Origin of the sequence: Actinomyces oris, assembly GCF_001937665.1 — a bacterium.
Classification (GTDB): Bacteria; Actinomycetota; Actinomycetes; order Actinomycetales; family Actinomycetaceae; genus Actinomyces; species Actinomyces stomatis.
On record NZ_MSKL01000041.1, the window covers coordinates 1 to 14,887 of the forward strand.

Annotated in this window: 11 protein-coding genes; 8 read left to right on the forward strand and 3 right to left on the reverse strand. The window is 71.3% G+C overall.

Going from position 1 to position 14,887, the window contains the following annotated elements; translation table 11 throughout:
- Positions 1-106: 106 nt before the first annotated feature.
- Positions 107-1,435 carry an iron uptake system protein EfeO gene (gene efeO, locus BKH28_RS12960; RefSeq protein WP_075419193.1) on the forward strand — a complete coding sequence of 443 codons (1,329 nt, stop codon included), beginning with the start codon at positions 107-109 and terminating at the stop codon, positions 1,433-1,435.
- Positions 1,436-1,480: 45 nt separating this feature from the next.
- Positions 1,481-3,013: an iron uptake transporter deferrochelatase/peroxidase subunit gene (gene efeB, locus BKH28_RS12965; RefSeq protein ID WP_081380153.1), complete on the forward strand. Its 1,533-nt coding sequence runs from the start codon at positions 1,481-1,483 to the stop codon at positions 3,011-3,013.
- A gap of 32 nt (positions 3,014-3,045) precedes the next feature.
- Here efeB and BKH28_RS12970 read toward each other — a convergent pair whose 3' ends face one another.
- Complete coding sequence (locus tag BKH28_RS12970; RefSeq protein ID WP_075419194.1) at positions 3,046-4,296, reverse strand: MFS transporter; 1,251 nt, start codon at positions 4,294-4,296, stop codon at positions 3,046-3,048.
- Between the two features lie 115 nt (positions 4,297-4,411).
- Between BKH28_RS12970 and BKH28_RS12975 the strand changes: the two genes are divergently transcribed.
- Together BKH28_RS12975 and BKH28_RS12980 are read left to right on the forward strand one after the other, a co-directional pair.
- Positions 4,412-5,005, forward strand: a complete 594-nt coding sequence (locus BKH28_RS12975; RefSeq protein ID WP_075419195.1) for a TetR family transcriptional regulator — start codon at positions 4,412-4,414, stop codon at positions 5,003-5,005.
- 33 nt (positions 5,006-5,038) lie between these two features.
- Positions 5,039-6,430 (forward strand): M20 family metallopeptidase, encoded by a 1,392-nt coding sequence (locus BKH28_RS12980; RefSeq protein WP_075419196.1) that lies wholly within the window; start codon positions 5,039-5,041, stop codon positions 6,428-6,430.
- A gap of 7 nt (positions 6,431-6,437) precedes the next feature.
- Here BKH28_RS12980 and BKH28_RS12985 read toward each other — a convergent pair whose 3' ends face one another.
- Positions 6,438-7,604 carry a diacylglycerol/lipid kinase family protein gene (locus tag BKH28_RS12985; RefSeq protein ID WP_075419197.1) on the reverse strand — a complete coding sequence of 389 codons (1,167 nt, stop codon included), beginning with the start codon at positions 7,602-7,604 and terminating at the stop codon, positions 6,438-6,440.
- Positions 7,605-7,716: 112 nt separating this feature from the next.
- Positions 7,717-8,661 carry a LysR substrate-binding domain-containing protein gene (locus BKH28_RS12990; protein ID WP_075419198.1) on the reverse strand — a complete coding sequence of 315 codons (945 nt, stop codon included), beginning with the start codon at positions 8,659-8,661 and terminating at the stop codon, positions 7,717-7,719.
- A gap of 560 nt (positions 8,662-9,221) precedes the next feature.
- Here BKH28_RS12990 and serS point away from each other — a divergent pair.
- The 4 genes from serS (at position 9,222) to BKH28_RS13010 (ending at position 14,766) form a co-directional block, all read left to right on the forward strand.
- On the forward strand, positions 9,222-10,502 hold the full coding sequence (gene serS, locus BKH28_RS12995) for a serine--tRNA ligase (RefSeq protein WP_075419199.1): 1,281 nt from the start codon (positions 9,222-9,224) through the stop codon (positions 10,500-10,502).
- An 11-nt stretch (positions 10,503-10,513) separates the two neighbouring features.
- A complete protein-coding gene (locus BKH28_RS13000; protein WP_075419200.1) occupies positions 10,514-11,653 on the forward strand; it encodes an HAD family hydrolase in 1,140 nt (379 codons plus the stop codon).
- Positions 11,653-13,296: an ABC transporter substrate-binding protein gene (locus tag BKH28_RS13005; RefSeq protein WP_075419201.1), complete on the forward strand. Its 1,644-nt coding sequence runs from the start codon at positions 11,653-11,655 to the stop codon at positions 13,294-13,296. The genes BKH28_RS13000 and BKH28_RS13005 overlap by 1 nt, the downstream gene beginning before the upstream one ends.
- 120 nt (positions 13,297-13,416) lie before the next feature.
- Positions 13,417-14,766 (forward strand): AGE family epimerase/isomerase, encoded by a 1,350-nt coding sequence (locus tag BKH28_RS13010; protein ID WP_075419202.1) that lies wholly within the window; start codon positions 13,417-13,419, stop codon positions 14,764-14,766.
- Positions 14,767-14,887: the final 121 nt, after the last annotated feature.

Consider the following 14,887-nt stretch of genomic DNA (forward strand, 5'->3'; position numbering starts at 1 on the left):
CGATGCCGCCGATGCCGCCGACTCGAACGACGCCGTCGAGGCCTCCTGACCACCCCGAGTACCCTCCCCTCCCCTATCCACGCCGCCTCTTCACAAAGGAAAGACCATGCCCATCATCAAGCGACGCAATATCCTCACCCTGCTCCCCCTGGCCGCTGTGGGCCTGGGTCTGGCCGCCTGCGCCGACAACCCCAAGAACGCCAAGGGCGGCGCCTCCGGCTCCGGGGCGGCCCAGGAGATCACGGTGACCCTCACCGACGACTCCTGCAAGCTCTCGTCCGCGTCCTTCCCCTCTGGCGTCGTCACCTTCACCATCACCAACTCCGGCACGGCGCCCAACGAGTTCGAGATTCTCACTGAGGACAAGCTCCAGATCGTCTCAGAGCAGGAGAACATCGGCCCCGGCACCACCACGAAGCTCACCACCTCCCTCAAGGAGGGCACCTACTACGCCGCCTGCAAACCCAACATGGTCGGCGAGCTCAAGGGCGTCACCGAGCTGAAGATCACCAAGGGTGCCGCCGTGGACGTCAGCGCCGACGAGGCCAAGGCGCGCGAGACCGCCATCACCAACTACACCGCCTACGTGCGTGACCAGGCCGGTCAGCTCCTCACCGCCACCCAGGGCTTCGTGACCGCCTACACCTCCGGCGACACCGCCACCGCCAAGAGCCTCTACCCGCTGGCACGCCAGTATTACGAGCGCATCGAGCCGACCGCCGAGTCCTTCGGTCTCAAGGAGGCCGGCGACCTCGACGCCGCCCTGGACACCCGCATCCAGGACCTTGCCGCCGATGCGGGCAAGGCCGTCACGGACAAGGACGTCCTCGCCAAGTGGACCGGATGGCACCGCATCGAGGCCGACCTGTGGGCCAAGGACTCCTCCAGCCCCTTCAAGTTCGCCGATGACGCCTCCCGCAAGAAGGTCGCCGACCAGCTCAATTCCGACACCAAGTCGCTCTACGACCTCGTCTACGGAAACATCACCGGTACCGGCGGGAAGAAGTTCGAGCTCGGGCTCGAGGACGTCGCCAAGGGCGCCTCCAGCCTCCTCGAGGAGGTCGCCAGCCGCAAGATCGTCGGTGAGGAGGAGACCTTCTCCCACACCGACCTCTACGACTTCCAGGCCAACGTCGAGGGCGCCAAGGTCGCCTACGGCAACGTCGAGGAGCTCATGAAGAAGAAGGACGCCAAGCTCGCCGAGAAGATCACCACCCAGTTCGCGGCGGTCGAGAAGCTCATCGCGGCCCATGCATCCGGGAAGGCCTCCAACGGCCAGCCCACCTACGTGGACTACTCCACCATCGCCTCGGTCCAGAAGGACGCTGGCGAGACCCCGGACAAGAACGCCTACACCGACGTGCAGCGCAAGTTCTCCGACGCCGTCAACGCCCTGAGCGAGTCGCTGTCCAAGGTCACTGGAACCGTCCTCTGAGGCATCAGCGCCAGAGCAACCCGGACACCCCGGAAGGAGACAGCAGTGAGTGGCAAGCCGGCCCACGAGTCGGACACCTCCCCGGTCGCCGACGACGCGGCCCAGGACGAGACCGCGCAGGCGCAGCAGGAGCCGCAGGCCCCGATGTCGGAAGGACCGGATGACGGCTCTCCGGCCTCCGACTCGGCGGAACAGTCTGAGGACGCCAGTACGTCCGACACGGCTGACGAGCCGCAGAAGCCGGATAAGGCGGATGAGCCCGCGAAGCCTGGACAGGCCGGGAAGCCCGGCACCAAGGGGACCAGCCGCCGCGCCATGTTCACCGGTGCGGGCCTGGGCGCCGCGCTCGCGGGCCTGGCCGGTGTGGCCGGCGGGCGCGCCTGGGAGGCCTCCCGGCGCCCCGAGGACACCATCCTCACGACCTACCCCTTCCGGGGTGACCACCAGGCGGGGATTACCACCCCCGCCCAGGACAACATGTTCACGGCGGCCTTCGACGTCTCCACCACCGACGTCGAGGAGCTCAAGACCCTCCTGTCCGACTGGGCCGTGGCCGCCGAGCAGATGACCGCCGGCGAGCTCATCGGCGGACAGCCCAGCTCCAACAAGCAGCTGCCGCCCAAGGACACCGGCGAGGCCTGGGGCTACAAGCCCAACGGCCTGACCATCACCTTCGGCGTGGGCAAGGGCCTGTTCGTCGACGCCGACGGCAAGGACCGCTTCGGCCTGGCCGCCAAGATGCCCGCCGTCCTCAAGGAGGGCATGCCCTCCTTCGCCGGCGACCAGCTCCACGCCGCCCAGTCCGACGGCGACCTGCTCATCCAGGCATGCTCCAACGACGCCCAGGTGTGCGTCCACGCGATCCGCAACCTCACCCGCATCGCCTTCGGGACCGCCGCACTGCGGTGGAGCCAGGTCGGCTACGGGCGCACGTCGTCGACCTCCGTGGACCAGGAGACGCCGCGCAACCTGTTCGGCTTCAAGGACGGTACCAACAACATCAAGGCCGAGGACTCCTCCGAACAGCTCAACAAGCACCTGTGGGTCCAGAAGGGCGACGACGCCGCAGCCGAGTGGATGACGGGCGGCACCTACTACGTGGCCCGGCGCATCCGCATGCTTGCCGAGATCTGGGACCGCCTGCGGCTCATCGAGCAGGAGCAGACCATGGGGCGCGACAAGCGCTACGGGGCGCCACTGAGCATCGCCAACCCCACGAAGTCCTCCGAGGAGTTCACGGCCGTGGACTACAAGGCCAAGGACGACAAGGGCGAGACGCTCGTGCCGGCCGACGCGCATATCGCCGTCGTCTCACCCGAGCAGAACCAGGGACGCCGGATGCTGCGCCGCGGCTACAACTACACCGACGGCTCCGACTCCCTGGGGCTGCTGCAGACCGGCCTGTTCTTCATCGCCTTCGTACGCGACCCGCGCACGAACTTCTACCCGATCCTGGACCGCATGACCAAGAGCGACGCCCTCCAGGAGTACCTCAAGCACGAGGCCTCAGCCCTGTTCGCGATCCCCCCGGGCATCAAGGAGGGCGACACCATGGTGGCCGCCTCGCTCTTCAGCTGAGGGCGGGGCGGTTCCCGCCGTTCGGGCGGTGGTCAGCGGTCGGCGTCGGCCAGTGCCTTGAAGCCGGTGATCGCGGCCAGTGCCACGGCCAGGATGCCGGTCAGGGTGAGAGCCAGCGTCCGGAAGGTGGGTAACGACGTCGCCAGGAGTGGGCCGGCGCTCGTGCCGACGAACAGGATGAACCCGTTGAGCGCCATGCCGCTGCCGCGGTTGGGTGCGGAGACCTGTCCATAGAGGCTGATCATCGCCGGCACAGCCAGTGCGACCCCGGCGACGTACACGACGCTGCCGGCCACCAGGCCCGCCAGGCTCTCCGCCAGCAGCGCCTCACCGAGCATGCCCAACGCCGAGACCCCGAAGCCGAATCGGGCCGTCTGCGCCCAGGACCACCTGGCCGCGAGCCGGCCCGCGACGAGGCTGAGGAACATGGCCGGCAGGGCCGCCAGGCGAATGAGGATGATCGTCGAAGGCCGCATGCCCAGCGACTCCAGATGGCCACCGACCCCCGTGTACATCGCGACGAACACCATGAGCAGCGTGACGTGCGCCAGGCTGAGCGCCAGAACCGCCGGCCTGAGCGAGAGCCGCCCCAGTGATGCGAACTGCCCCCGAAGCGAGGAGCCCGAGGGACCGGAGGTGGAAGCGGCGTCGTGCACAACGACGAGGACGGCCGCCAGGGCCACAGCCAGCAGCCCGCCGCACAGGGGGAAGAACCACCGCCACCCCAGGTGCAGCGCGACCAGCGAAGCCAGGACCTGGCCGACGATCCCCGCCACGAGGAACGACGTCGACATCGCCCCAATCGCCCCGGCCCGCCTGGGTGGTGCCAGCGCCTCGGACAAGTAGGCCAGGGCCACGGGTGCGAAACCGGAGGCGCTCAGGCCCTGGATCGCACGCAGGGCCGCGAGTGCCGGCAGGGACGGGGCCAGGGCGCAGCAGACGGTGGAGACGGCGAGGGTCCCCAGCGCGAGTGCCATGGTCCTCCTCCTGCCGTAGTGGTCGGAGACCGGCCCCCAGATGAGGAAGCCCGCGGCGTAGGTGAGGCTGAAGGCCGTCGACAGGGCGACGGTGGCGTTGCCGTGGAGGTCGATCGAGATCGGGGTGAACAGGGGGATGGCGGCATACAGCTGGGTCAGGACGAGCAGTGCGGTGACCACGAGGGCCGCGGTGGAGCTGCTGCCGGCGGGGTAGGCGGGGGAGGCCGACCGAGTCGTCGACTGGGGCGAGGGCTCGGGGGAGTGGGCGACGTCGGGATGCTGATCAGGTCGGTGCGAGGGAGACATGAGAACCCCTTTCCAACGTAAGCGTTGGAAATGATCCTAGTAGACTGGAAGGGAAAGTGCAACGGTAGCGTTGGAGTTTGCCGCCGGCGCTCGCGGACACGGGAGACGGAGTGTCATGGCCTGGGACACCGAGGGGACCAAGCGCAAGATCAAGGACGCCGCCACCACCGAGTTCACCCGCCGCGGTCCCGCTGGGACCACCGTGGAGCGGATTGCCAAGCGGGCGGGGGTCAACAAGGAGCGCGTCTACAACTACTTCGGCTCCAAGGACCGTTTGTTCTCCGAAGTCCTGCGCGACGAGCTGACCAGGGCGGCCGAGGCCGTGCCGCCCGCCTTCGACGAGGGCGAGGATGTGGGGGACTACGCCGGGCGCCTGTACGACTACCACCGGCAACGCCCTGAGCTCATCCGGCTGCTGTGCTGGGAGGCCCTCACCTTCGACGACGAGGTGCCCGAGGAGGAGCTGCGGCGCGAGCACTATCAGCGCAAGATCGCCGGGGTGCGCAGCGGTCAGGATGCCGGTGCCCTGAACCGGGACGTCGACCCCGGTGCGCTCATGCTCATGCTCATGTCACTGACCGGCTGGTGGTCCACCGTGCCCCAGGTGGCGCGGATGCTGTGCGGGTCCCTCGATGATGGGGAGGTGCACGAGCGTCAGCGTGCCGTCGTCGTCGACGCGGCCCGTCGGCTCGCCGCACCCCGCGACTGAGCGCGGGGATGCCGACTGGGCCAAGATGGACCCGTGCGCGACCTGAACGACCTGACCCGCCCCACCGTCCCCTCCGGCGCCATCCAGGAGCGCATGATCGCCGAGACCGAGGAGCGCCGCGGCGTCGTCGGCCCGGCCCCGGCCCTGCCTGACGACGCCGGAGCCCCCGCTGCTCTGCGCACCGCCCTGGGTGAGGCCGTCGCCGAGCTGGCTCCGCAGATCGTCGACCTCTCCCACGACATCCACGACCACCCCGAGACCGGCTACGAGGAGCACCACGCCGTGGCCACGGTCGCCGCGCTGCTGCGCCGCCACGGCATCGAGCCCGAGGTCGGCGTCTACGGCATGGACACCGCCCTGCGCGCCGAGATCTCCGGGGCCGGAAGCACCGACGCCGCCGCAGACTCCGGTGAATCAGCCGGCACCATCGCGATCCTCGCCGAGTACGACGCCCTGCCCGGCATCGGCCACGGCTGCGGACACAACGTCATGTGCGCCAACTCCGTGGGCGCCTTCCTGGCCCTGGCCGCCCTGGCCCGCTCCCACCCCGGCGCCCTGCCCGGCCGTGTCGTCCTGCAGACCACGCCCGCCGAGGAGAACTCGACCGCCAAGGAGATCCTGGCCGTGCGCGGCATGCTCGACGGCGTCGACGCCGCCATCCAGACCCACTCCTACGCCCACGACGTCACCCACCAGACCTGGCTCGGCGTGCGCCGCCTGCGCGTCATCTTCCACGGCGTGCCGGCTCATGCCGCCTCCCAGCCCTTCATGGGCCGCAACGCCCTGGACGCCGCCACCCTGGCCCTGACCGGCATCGGCCTGCTGCGCCAGCAGATGCTCCCCATGGACCGCCTCCACGCCATCATCACCGACGGCGGCCAGGTCCCCAACATCATCCCCGAACGCACCGAGCTGTCCATCATGGTGCGCTCGAAGTACCTCGAGACCCTCAAGGAGATCGCCGAGCGGGTCGAGGAGGTCCTCCACGGCGCCGCCCTCATGACCGGAACCGGCGTCGAGATCCTCACCTCCGAGTACTGCAACGAGGTCCCCGTCCGGGACAACGGCCCTCTGCTCAGCTCCTGGGCGCGCTCCCAGCGCGAGCGGGGCCGCGACCCCCTGGCCGCCGGGGTGCTGCCCGAGACGATCGCTGCCGGCACCGACTTCGGCAACGTCTCCCAGCGCGTTCCCGGCATCCACCCGCTCATCAAGGTCACCGACCGGCCCGACGTCGCCCTCCACACCCCCGCCATGACCGAGGCCGCCGGCGCCCCCACCGGGGACGCGGCCGCGCTCGACGGCGCCTATGGGCTGGCCGCCGTCGCCCTGGACTGGCTGCACGACGCCGAGCTGCGCCGGGCCGTCCGCGCGGACTTCGAGGCTACCGGCGGGGCGATCGACGTCGCCGGCTTCTGGGAGGAATGAGCCGGGGTCAGGCCGCCGGGCGGCGGATGAGCAGCGCCCCGGGGTCGATGCGCACCCGCATGCCCTGCGTGGGCGCCAGCAGGTCCCCGTCGACCTCCACCAGGGCCGGCGCCGAGAGCTGGACGGCCACCTCCGCGCCGCGCCGCAGCACCACTCGCCCCAGGGAGCGGCCCGACTCGGAGTAGCGCGCCGCGTAGGGCGGCAGCACCTGGCGCGCCAGCGAGCTCCAGCCCGCCAAGCCCGCCACCGTGTCGATGGCGGCGACGTCGAGCAGGCCGTCGTCGGTGCGGGCCTCGGGCAGCAGGGTGATCCCGGCCGGGAGGCGGCCGCCATTGGCCACCAGCAGGTTACGGGCGGTCAGGCGCTCCACGCGCCGCTGTCCGGCCTCGTCCAGGAGGCTGAGCACCAGGTCCATGCGTGGCGAGCCCAGGTTCTCCATGGCCGCCAGCGCGTAGGCGCCCCAGCCGACCCGCGCTTTGAGGGCCGGGCGCGTGGAGGCCACCAGCCCGGCGTCGAAACCGATCCCGGCCACCACCATGCAGGCGTGCTCATCGCCGAGTGTGGGCCGGGTCCACTGGCGCGGCCTGCGGGTCGCCCTCTGGATCGTGCGCACGGCCCGGGCCGCCTCGGCCGACAGCTGCTGGGAGTCGGCCTGAGTGGGCGGGGCGTCTGGCGGGACTGCTGAGGCTCCGTCTGTCAGGGTGCCTGAGTCGGAGTCGACGTCGGGATCGGACCAGTGCTCGGTGCGCACCCAGGCCAGGTCGGCGGGAAGATCGACCCCGTGGGCCACTGCCCGGGCCGCGGCTCGGGTGTCCCCGACCGGCACCCCGAGGTTGCGGGCCGCCAGGTTCGCCGTGCCCAGCGGGACGATGCCCATCTGGGCGCCGGTGCCGGCCAGGCCGGCCGCCACTGATCGCACCGTTCCGTCACCGCCGGCGGCCACCACCAGCCTGGCCCCGGCGGCCAGGGCCAGGCGCGCCTGCATCATGCCGGGCTCGGAGACACTCGTCTCCAGCCATACGGGCCCGGCGTAGCCGGCCTCGCGCAGCTCGTCCTCCAGCAGGGACCGCACTGCGGTGGTGGCGCGCGGCTTGGAGGGGTTGACGACGACGCAGGCCAGTGGTCGCCCGGTGCGCGTCGTCGCCCGGGTGCCGCCGTCGGTGCCGCCCGTCATAGGGGCAGGCTAGTCGTCCTGAGGGGCCCGGTCACGGCCCGGGAGGGGATGGCGAGTGCGGGCGGACAGAGAGCGCAGGCCGCCGGCGAGGAGCGCCCCGGAGCTGGCGGGCTCAGGCCGCGGCCGGGTCCGTGGCGGGGGAGACGGGCAGGTCGGCCTCTCGCACCAGGCGCGAGATGAGGCCGGCGAGCTGGGCGAAGTCGGCGCCGCGGGAGGAGGAGACCCGGTGCACCAGGCCCATGTGGCGCACCGGCGCCTCGCCGCCGAAACGGGCGACGCCGTACTCCGAGGAGGGGGCCAGCAGCTGGAGCGCCCCCTCGGGGATGATCGTCACGCCGGAGCCGTGGGCCACCATGCGGGTCACCGTCGACAGGGTGGTGGCCACCGCGACCGGCGGCTGGGAGCCGTAGCGCTGGCACAGGGCCAGGGTCTGGTCGCGCAGGCAGTTGCCCTCGTCGAGCAGGAGGAGGGGCTGGTCATCGAGCTCGGCCGGGCTCACGTCCGTGCGGCCGGCCCAGGGGTGGTCGGCGGCGGTGAGGACGACGAGCCGCTCGTCGAACATCGGGATCGCGGTGGTGCGCTGGAGGTCGTCCTCCAGGGCGATGATGGCGGCGTCGAGGCGCCCCTGGGCGAGCTGGTCGAGGTTGTCCCCGGTGACCATCTCACGCAGGTCCAGCTCCATCTGGGGCAGGGCCTCACGCAGGCCGTCGATGAGAACGGGGGCCAGGTAGGGCGCGATCGTGGGGATGATGCCCAGGCGCATCGTGCCGCTCAGGGCGGCGCCCTGGCTGGAGGCGGCCTCGTTGAAGGCCTCGGCCGCCAGGACGGCGTCCCGGGCGAAGGGCAGCAGGGCCTCGCCCAGGGAGGTGACCAGGACGCGACGGGTGGTGCGCTCCACCAGCTCGCCGCCGACACGCTTCTCCAGCGCGGTGATGGCCTGGGACAGGCTGGGCTGGCTGACTCCGAGCGCGGTGGCGGCCTCGCCGAAGTGCTGGTGGTCGCACAGCGCTACGAACGCCCGCAGCTGGGAGAAGGACGGAGATGATGTGGTCGGCATGAGTTGTGGTCCTGTGGTCGGGGCCCGCATTCGCAGCGGTCGGTGAGCCTGATATGACGGAGTGACAGAAAATCGGGGACAGACGACTGGCCGGGAGGTGCGGGGAGAGCGGTGCGCTGGGAGGTGCGGGCGGGCCTCCAACGTGGCGGCCCGGAAACACCGTCGGGAACGATAGGGTGCACCGATTGAAATAGATTCTATTCACAGGTGGATTGCGTTGGTAAGAGGGGTGTGGGTCACGTTCGCCGTCAGGAGGTGGTGCGGACGAGGGTGAGCGTGTATGCGTCACGGCCCCGTCGGCCCGCTCCACAACCACCCGATCTCCCGGATAATTCATGGATTCCAGGGTCCTCGGGTTGTCCCGACGGCGGACCGGACGACGGGGGATCGACGTCGATCCCGTCCCGTTCCGCCCCCGAGTGTCGGCTCGGCCACTCGCCCGTGACTTTGATCGTCGCCGGCTTTCCCCGTCTCCGCCGTCGGCCCCGCTCGCGGCCCGAATCCGTCCGGGATGCTGCTCGAATGCTGCCCGGGGCGCGGTCCTGACTACACTCGGGACCATGATCGACCTGCGTGCGCTTCGTGAGAACCCCGAGCCCTTCCGCGCCAGCCAGCGAGCCCGTGGTGCCGACGTCGATCTCGTCGACCGCGTCATCGCCGCCGACGAGACCCGTCGTCAGGCGCTGGCCGCCTTCGAGAACCTCCGCGCCGAGCAGAAGCAGGTCTCCCGGTCCGTGGGGAAGGCATCGCCGGAGGAGCGCCCGGCGATCCTCGCCAACGCCAAGGAGCTGGCCGAGCAGGTCAAGGCCGCCGAGGCCGCCTCCTCGGCCGCCGCCGCCGAGCTCGACGACCTGGCCCGCCAGTTCGCCAACCTCATCGAGGGGGCGCCCTCGGGCGGCGAGGAGGACTACGTCGTTCTGCGTCACGAGGGCGGCGAGCCTCGCGACTTCGCCGCCGAAGGATTCGAGCCCGCCGACCACCTGGCGATCGGCGAGGGCCTGGACATCATCGACACCCGCCGCGGCGCCAAGGTCTCCGGCGCCCGCTTCTACTACCTCAAGGGCTGGGGCATGCGCCTGGAGCTGGCGTTCATGACGGCCGCCCTGGACGCCGCCGTCGCCCACGGCTTCACCCCGATGACCACCCCCACCCTCGTGACCCCGCAGGTCATGGGCGGCACCGGTTTCCTGGGCGCCCACAGCGACGAGATCTACTACCTGCCCGCCGACGACCTCTACCTCACGGGCACCTCCGAGGTGGCCCTGGCCGGCTACCACGCCGATGAGATCCTCGACCTGTCCGCCGGGCCCAAGCGCTACATGGGCTGGTCCACCTGCTACCGGCGCGAGGCCGGGGCCGCAGGCAAGGACACCCGCGGCATCATCCGCGTCCACCAGTTCAACAAGGCGGAGATGTTCTCCTACTGCCGTCCCGAGGACGCCGAGGCCGAGCACGCCCGGCTCCTGGCCATGGAGGAGGAGATGCTGGCCCTGGTCGAGCTGCCCTACCGGGTCATCGACACCGCCGCCGGGGATCTGGGCTCCTCGGCCGCCCGCAAGTTCGACTGCGAGGCCTGGCTGCCCACCCAGCAGCGCTGGATGGAGGTCACCTCCACCTCCAACTGCACCACCTACCAGGCCCGCCGCCTGGCCGTGCGCGAGCGTCGCGAAGGCGGCACGAGCCCCGTGGCCACCCTCAACGGGACCCTGGCCACTACCCGCTGGATGGTCGCCATCCTGGAGAACCACCAGCAGGCCGACGGCTCGGTGCGCGTGCCCGCGGGCCTGCGCCCCTACCTGGGCGGCCTGGAAGTCATCGAGCCCGTCGGTGCCACCGCCTGAGGGTCGGCCCCATGAACCCCACGTCCGCCTCCAGCCCGGGTGCCGCCCGCGGAACCGACACCGACGTCGTCGGTGACTCCGCCGGCCCCGAGCCCACCGGCAACGGCCCGTCTGTCAACCCCGAGACCGGTATCGCCCCGGCCGGCCAGCCCCTGACCCACCTGGGCGGCTCCACGGAGTACGTCGGGCACCTCGAGGACGGCGCCGGCCACACCGCAGGCACCGGCGAGCGCGCCCTGCGCCGTCGGCCCCTGGACCACGAGGAGTACCACGCCCTCGTCCAGGACCGGATGCGGGACCTCGACGCCCTGGAGGCCGACGGCGGCGCCCGGCTCGCGCCCGGCCACGGGCTCCTCGTCGCCCTCGACGTCGACGGCACCATCCTCGACATGGATGGGAGCGTCTCGGAGCGGGTCATGGCCTCCATCGCCCGCCTGCGCGCCCACGAGGTCCCTGTGGTCATCTCCACCGGCCGCGGGATCGCCGCCGCCATGCCGGTGGTGCGCCACCTGGGGCTGAGCACCGGCTGGATGGTGTGCGCCAACGGCGCCCTGACCCTGCGGCTCGCCCCGGACGTCCCCGGCGGCTACGAGGTGGTCGACTCGCGCACCTTCGACCCGCGCACCGCCATCGAGACCCTCCACGCCGCCGTGCCCGACGGGATCATCGCCGTGGAGAACCCCGGCGTCGGCTTCAAGGTCTCCCGGCTCTTCCCCGACGGGGAGCTCATCGAGGACCAGCGGGTCGTCAGCTTCGACGAGCTCGTCTCCCAGCCGGTCACCCGCGTGGTCCTGCGAGCCCCGGGCATGCCCGTGGAGCGCTTCTCCCAGATCGTGGCCGACTCCGGGCTGCACTCGGTGGAGTACGCCATCGGCTGGACGGCCTGGCTCGACGTCGCCCCCGAGGGCGTCACCAAGGCCTCCGCCCTCGAGGCGCTCATCGCCCGCCTGGGCAACGACTCCGCCCACGTCCTGGCGGTCGGGGACGGCTCCAACGACGTCGAGATGATCGAGTGGGCCGGAGCCGGCGTCGTCATGGGCAGCGCACCGCAGTGGGTGCGCGACCGCGGCGATATCCTGACCGAGCCCGTGTGGCGGGACGGCTGCGCCGCCGTCCTGGACGCCCTCATCGAACGAGTAAGGCACCCCTAATGCGACAGTCCCCCCTCCCTGTCTCCCACAACAACTCCATCCACCAGGAGCTCGCTGTTCGCGCAGCCGGCCCGTCCGGTGGGGCGAGCGCTCCTGGCCGAGGACGCGCGAGCCGTCTGCTGCGTCGGGGCGGCCGCCTCCTGGCCGCCGCCAGCACCCTGACCCTGGCGGCCGCCGTCACCGCCGCCTGCTCAGTCGGCGGGTCCGGCTCGGCGTCGGCCACCGGCTGCGCCGCCTACCAGGCCTACCAGGGCCACAAGGGCGCCACCGTCACCATCTCCAGCGGCTTGACCGGCACCGAGGCCGAGCGCTTCGAGGCCTCCGTGGCCGAGTTCGAGAGCTGCACGGGCATCAACGTCGAGCACACCGGCACCGCCGAGCTGCGCTCCCAGCTGCTCAACGGCTCGGGCGCGAACCTGTCCACCAGCACGGGGGCCTCGCCGTCGAGCCAGGACAACCCCGAGAACCTGCCCGACCTGGCCATCGTGCCTCAGCCCGCCATGGTGGCCGAGCTCGTCGACACCGGCGTCGTCCACCCGCTGCCGAACAAGGTCAACAGCAACGTGGAGGCCGGCTGGGACCGGCACTGGATCCAGGTCGGCATTCACGCCTCCGTGCCCTACGGCGCCCCGCTCATGGCCTCGGTGAAGTCCCTCGTGTGGTACTCACCGGACGCCTTCAAGAAGGCCGGCTACGAGGTGCCCGACACGTGGGGCGAGCTGGAGGCCCTCACCAGCAAGGTCCGGGCCGATCACCCCGACGGCTCCGTGACGCCCTGGTGCGCGGGCGCCGCCGACGGGGAGTCGACCGGCTGGGTGCTCACCGACTGGCTCGAGGACGCCCTGCTCTCCACCCAGGGGCCCGGCGTCTACGAGACCTGGGCCTCGCACCGGGTGCCCGTCGACTCCTCGAACGCCGTGGATGCCCTCAACGCCGTCAACTCCCTGGTCCTGGACAACGGGAACGTCGCCGGCGGGCGCGGCTCGGTCATCTCCCGCACCCCCGTGCAGGCGGGGTCCGACCTGGTCAAGGGAAACTGCCTCATGCTGCACGCCTCGTCGTCCTTCGAGAGCCGCTTCCCCGAGGGCACCGTCATCACCGACGCCGACGGCGCCAACCCGGTGACGGTCCAGGCCCCCCGCCCGACCGCGAGCGCCACCGCCACCGGCGGAGGGACGTCCGGGGCGACGGCGACGCCGAAGGGTACGGCCAGTGCGACGACTAAGGCCGGTACGGCGGGAACGAAGGTCTCGGCCTTCGTCACCCCGGCGGCGGACCGCGGCTCGGACTCCGTGCTGGTGGGCACCGACTACCTCGTGGCCTTCACCCGCTCGGACGCGGTCAACGCGGTCATGGAGTACCTGACCTCCCAGGAGTGGGCCCGCACGCGGATGGCACTGGGCGGGGTGGCGACCGCCAACCAGGGCGTCGACCCGGACCTGGCGCCCAGCGACGTCGGCAGGCGCACCACGAGACTGCTCCAGTCGCGCCAGACGACCGTGGAGATGGATGCCTCGGACTCGATGCCCGTGAGCGTGGGCAGCAGCGCCCTGTGGGTCGGGCTGAGCCGGTGGTCGACCGGGACGGTGACCCCCAAGGAGGCGCTCAAGCAGGCCGAGTCGGCCTGGCCGAAGCGGAAGTAGCGGGGGCGGTGGGCCGCGTCGCGTGAGGCGCGGGAGTGAGCCGCTCAAGAGCAGTCGGGAGCATTGATCCGTGTCAGGCGGGTCGATAACCTTGGACCCCCAGCGGATCAAGGAGGACTCATGGGACTGGGATGGTTCGGCGCCCCCGAGCACAAGCGTTGGCTGGCCTACGAGACGCATGCGCTGCTGCACTACGCGCGCGCCGCGCAGGTGCCCACCGGATTCGGGTGGATCGGTCAGGACGGTGAGGTGGACCCCTCCCATCCCGTCGAGCTGTGGATCACCGGCCGCATGACCTTCGCCTTCTCCCTGGGGGCGCTCATGGGGATCCCCGGCTGCCGCCGCTACGCCGACCACGGCGTGCGCGCCCTGAACGGCCCCCTGCGCGACCCGGCCAACGGCGGCTGGTACTCGGCGATCGGCCCCGAGCCCGACGCCGAGGGGCGGGCTGTCCCGGTCGACCGCGATGCCCGTAAGGAGTGCTACCAGCACGCCTTCGTGCTCCTGGCCGCGGCCACCGCGACGGCCGCTGACCGGCCCGGCGCCCATGAGCTGCTGCGCGACGCCATCGAGGTCCAGGACCGCTACTGGTGGGACGAGGGCCAGCAGATGCCGGTGGAGTCCTACGCCGCCGACTTCACCGGCCCCGAGGACTACCGCGGCATCAACGCCGCCATGCACACGGTGGAGGCCTACCTGGCCACCGCCGATGTCACCGGTGAGGTGCGTTGGCTGGAGCGGGCCCTGAAGATCGTTGACTTCGCCGTCAACGTCCAGGCCCGCGAGCACGGCTGGCGCCTGCCCGAGCACTACTCCACCTCCTGGGAGCCGCGCCTGGACTACAACCGCGACGAGCCCGCCCACCCCTTCCGGCCCTACGGCGTCACGCCGGGCCACGGGCTGGAGTGGGCGCGCCTGACCGTGCAGCTGCGCGGGGCGCTCATCAACCGCTCCATGAGCGCGCCGGACTGGATGCTTGAGGCCGCTGAACACATCTTCGAGCAGGCTCGCACCGACGGCTGGCGCGTCGACGGCGCCCCCGGCTTCGTCTACACCACGGACTTCGACGGCAAGCCGGTGGTGCACGAGCGCATGCACTGGGTCGTCTGTGAGGGGATCTCGGCGTCGGCCGCCATTCGCCAGGCCCTGCTCGACGACGGTCGCGGGGAGATCGACGTCGAGCACTACGAGCACTGCTACCGTGCCTGGATCGACTACGCCGAGGAGTTCCTCATTGAGGCGCCCGGCGTGTGGACCCACGAGCTCGACCGCGACAACCGGCCCTCGACCCGCACCTGGGCCGGGCACCCGGACATCTACCACGCCCTGCAGGCCACTCTCATGGCGCGCCTGCCGGTGTGGCCGGCGATTGGGCAGGCCCTGGCCGAGGGGCGGCTCGACGAGCCGAACTCGCTGCTGCCGGTGCGCGCCAGCAAGTCGCACCGGCGCGGGTTCTTCGGCAGGTCCTAGGGACTGTCGCGGAAGCCGGCCGGAGCCGGGCAGTCGGGGCAGGGGCCGCGCGTTCGTAGGGTAGGCCGCGCGTTCGTACCCTCTACCCCTCGAACGCGAGCCCTAAGTGTACTGATCGGGG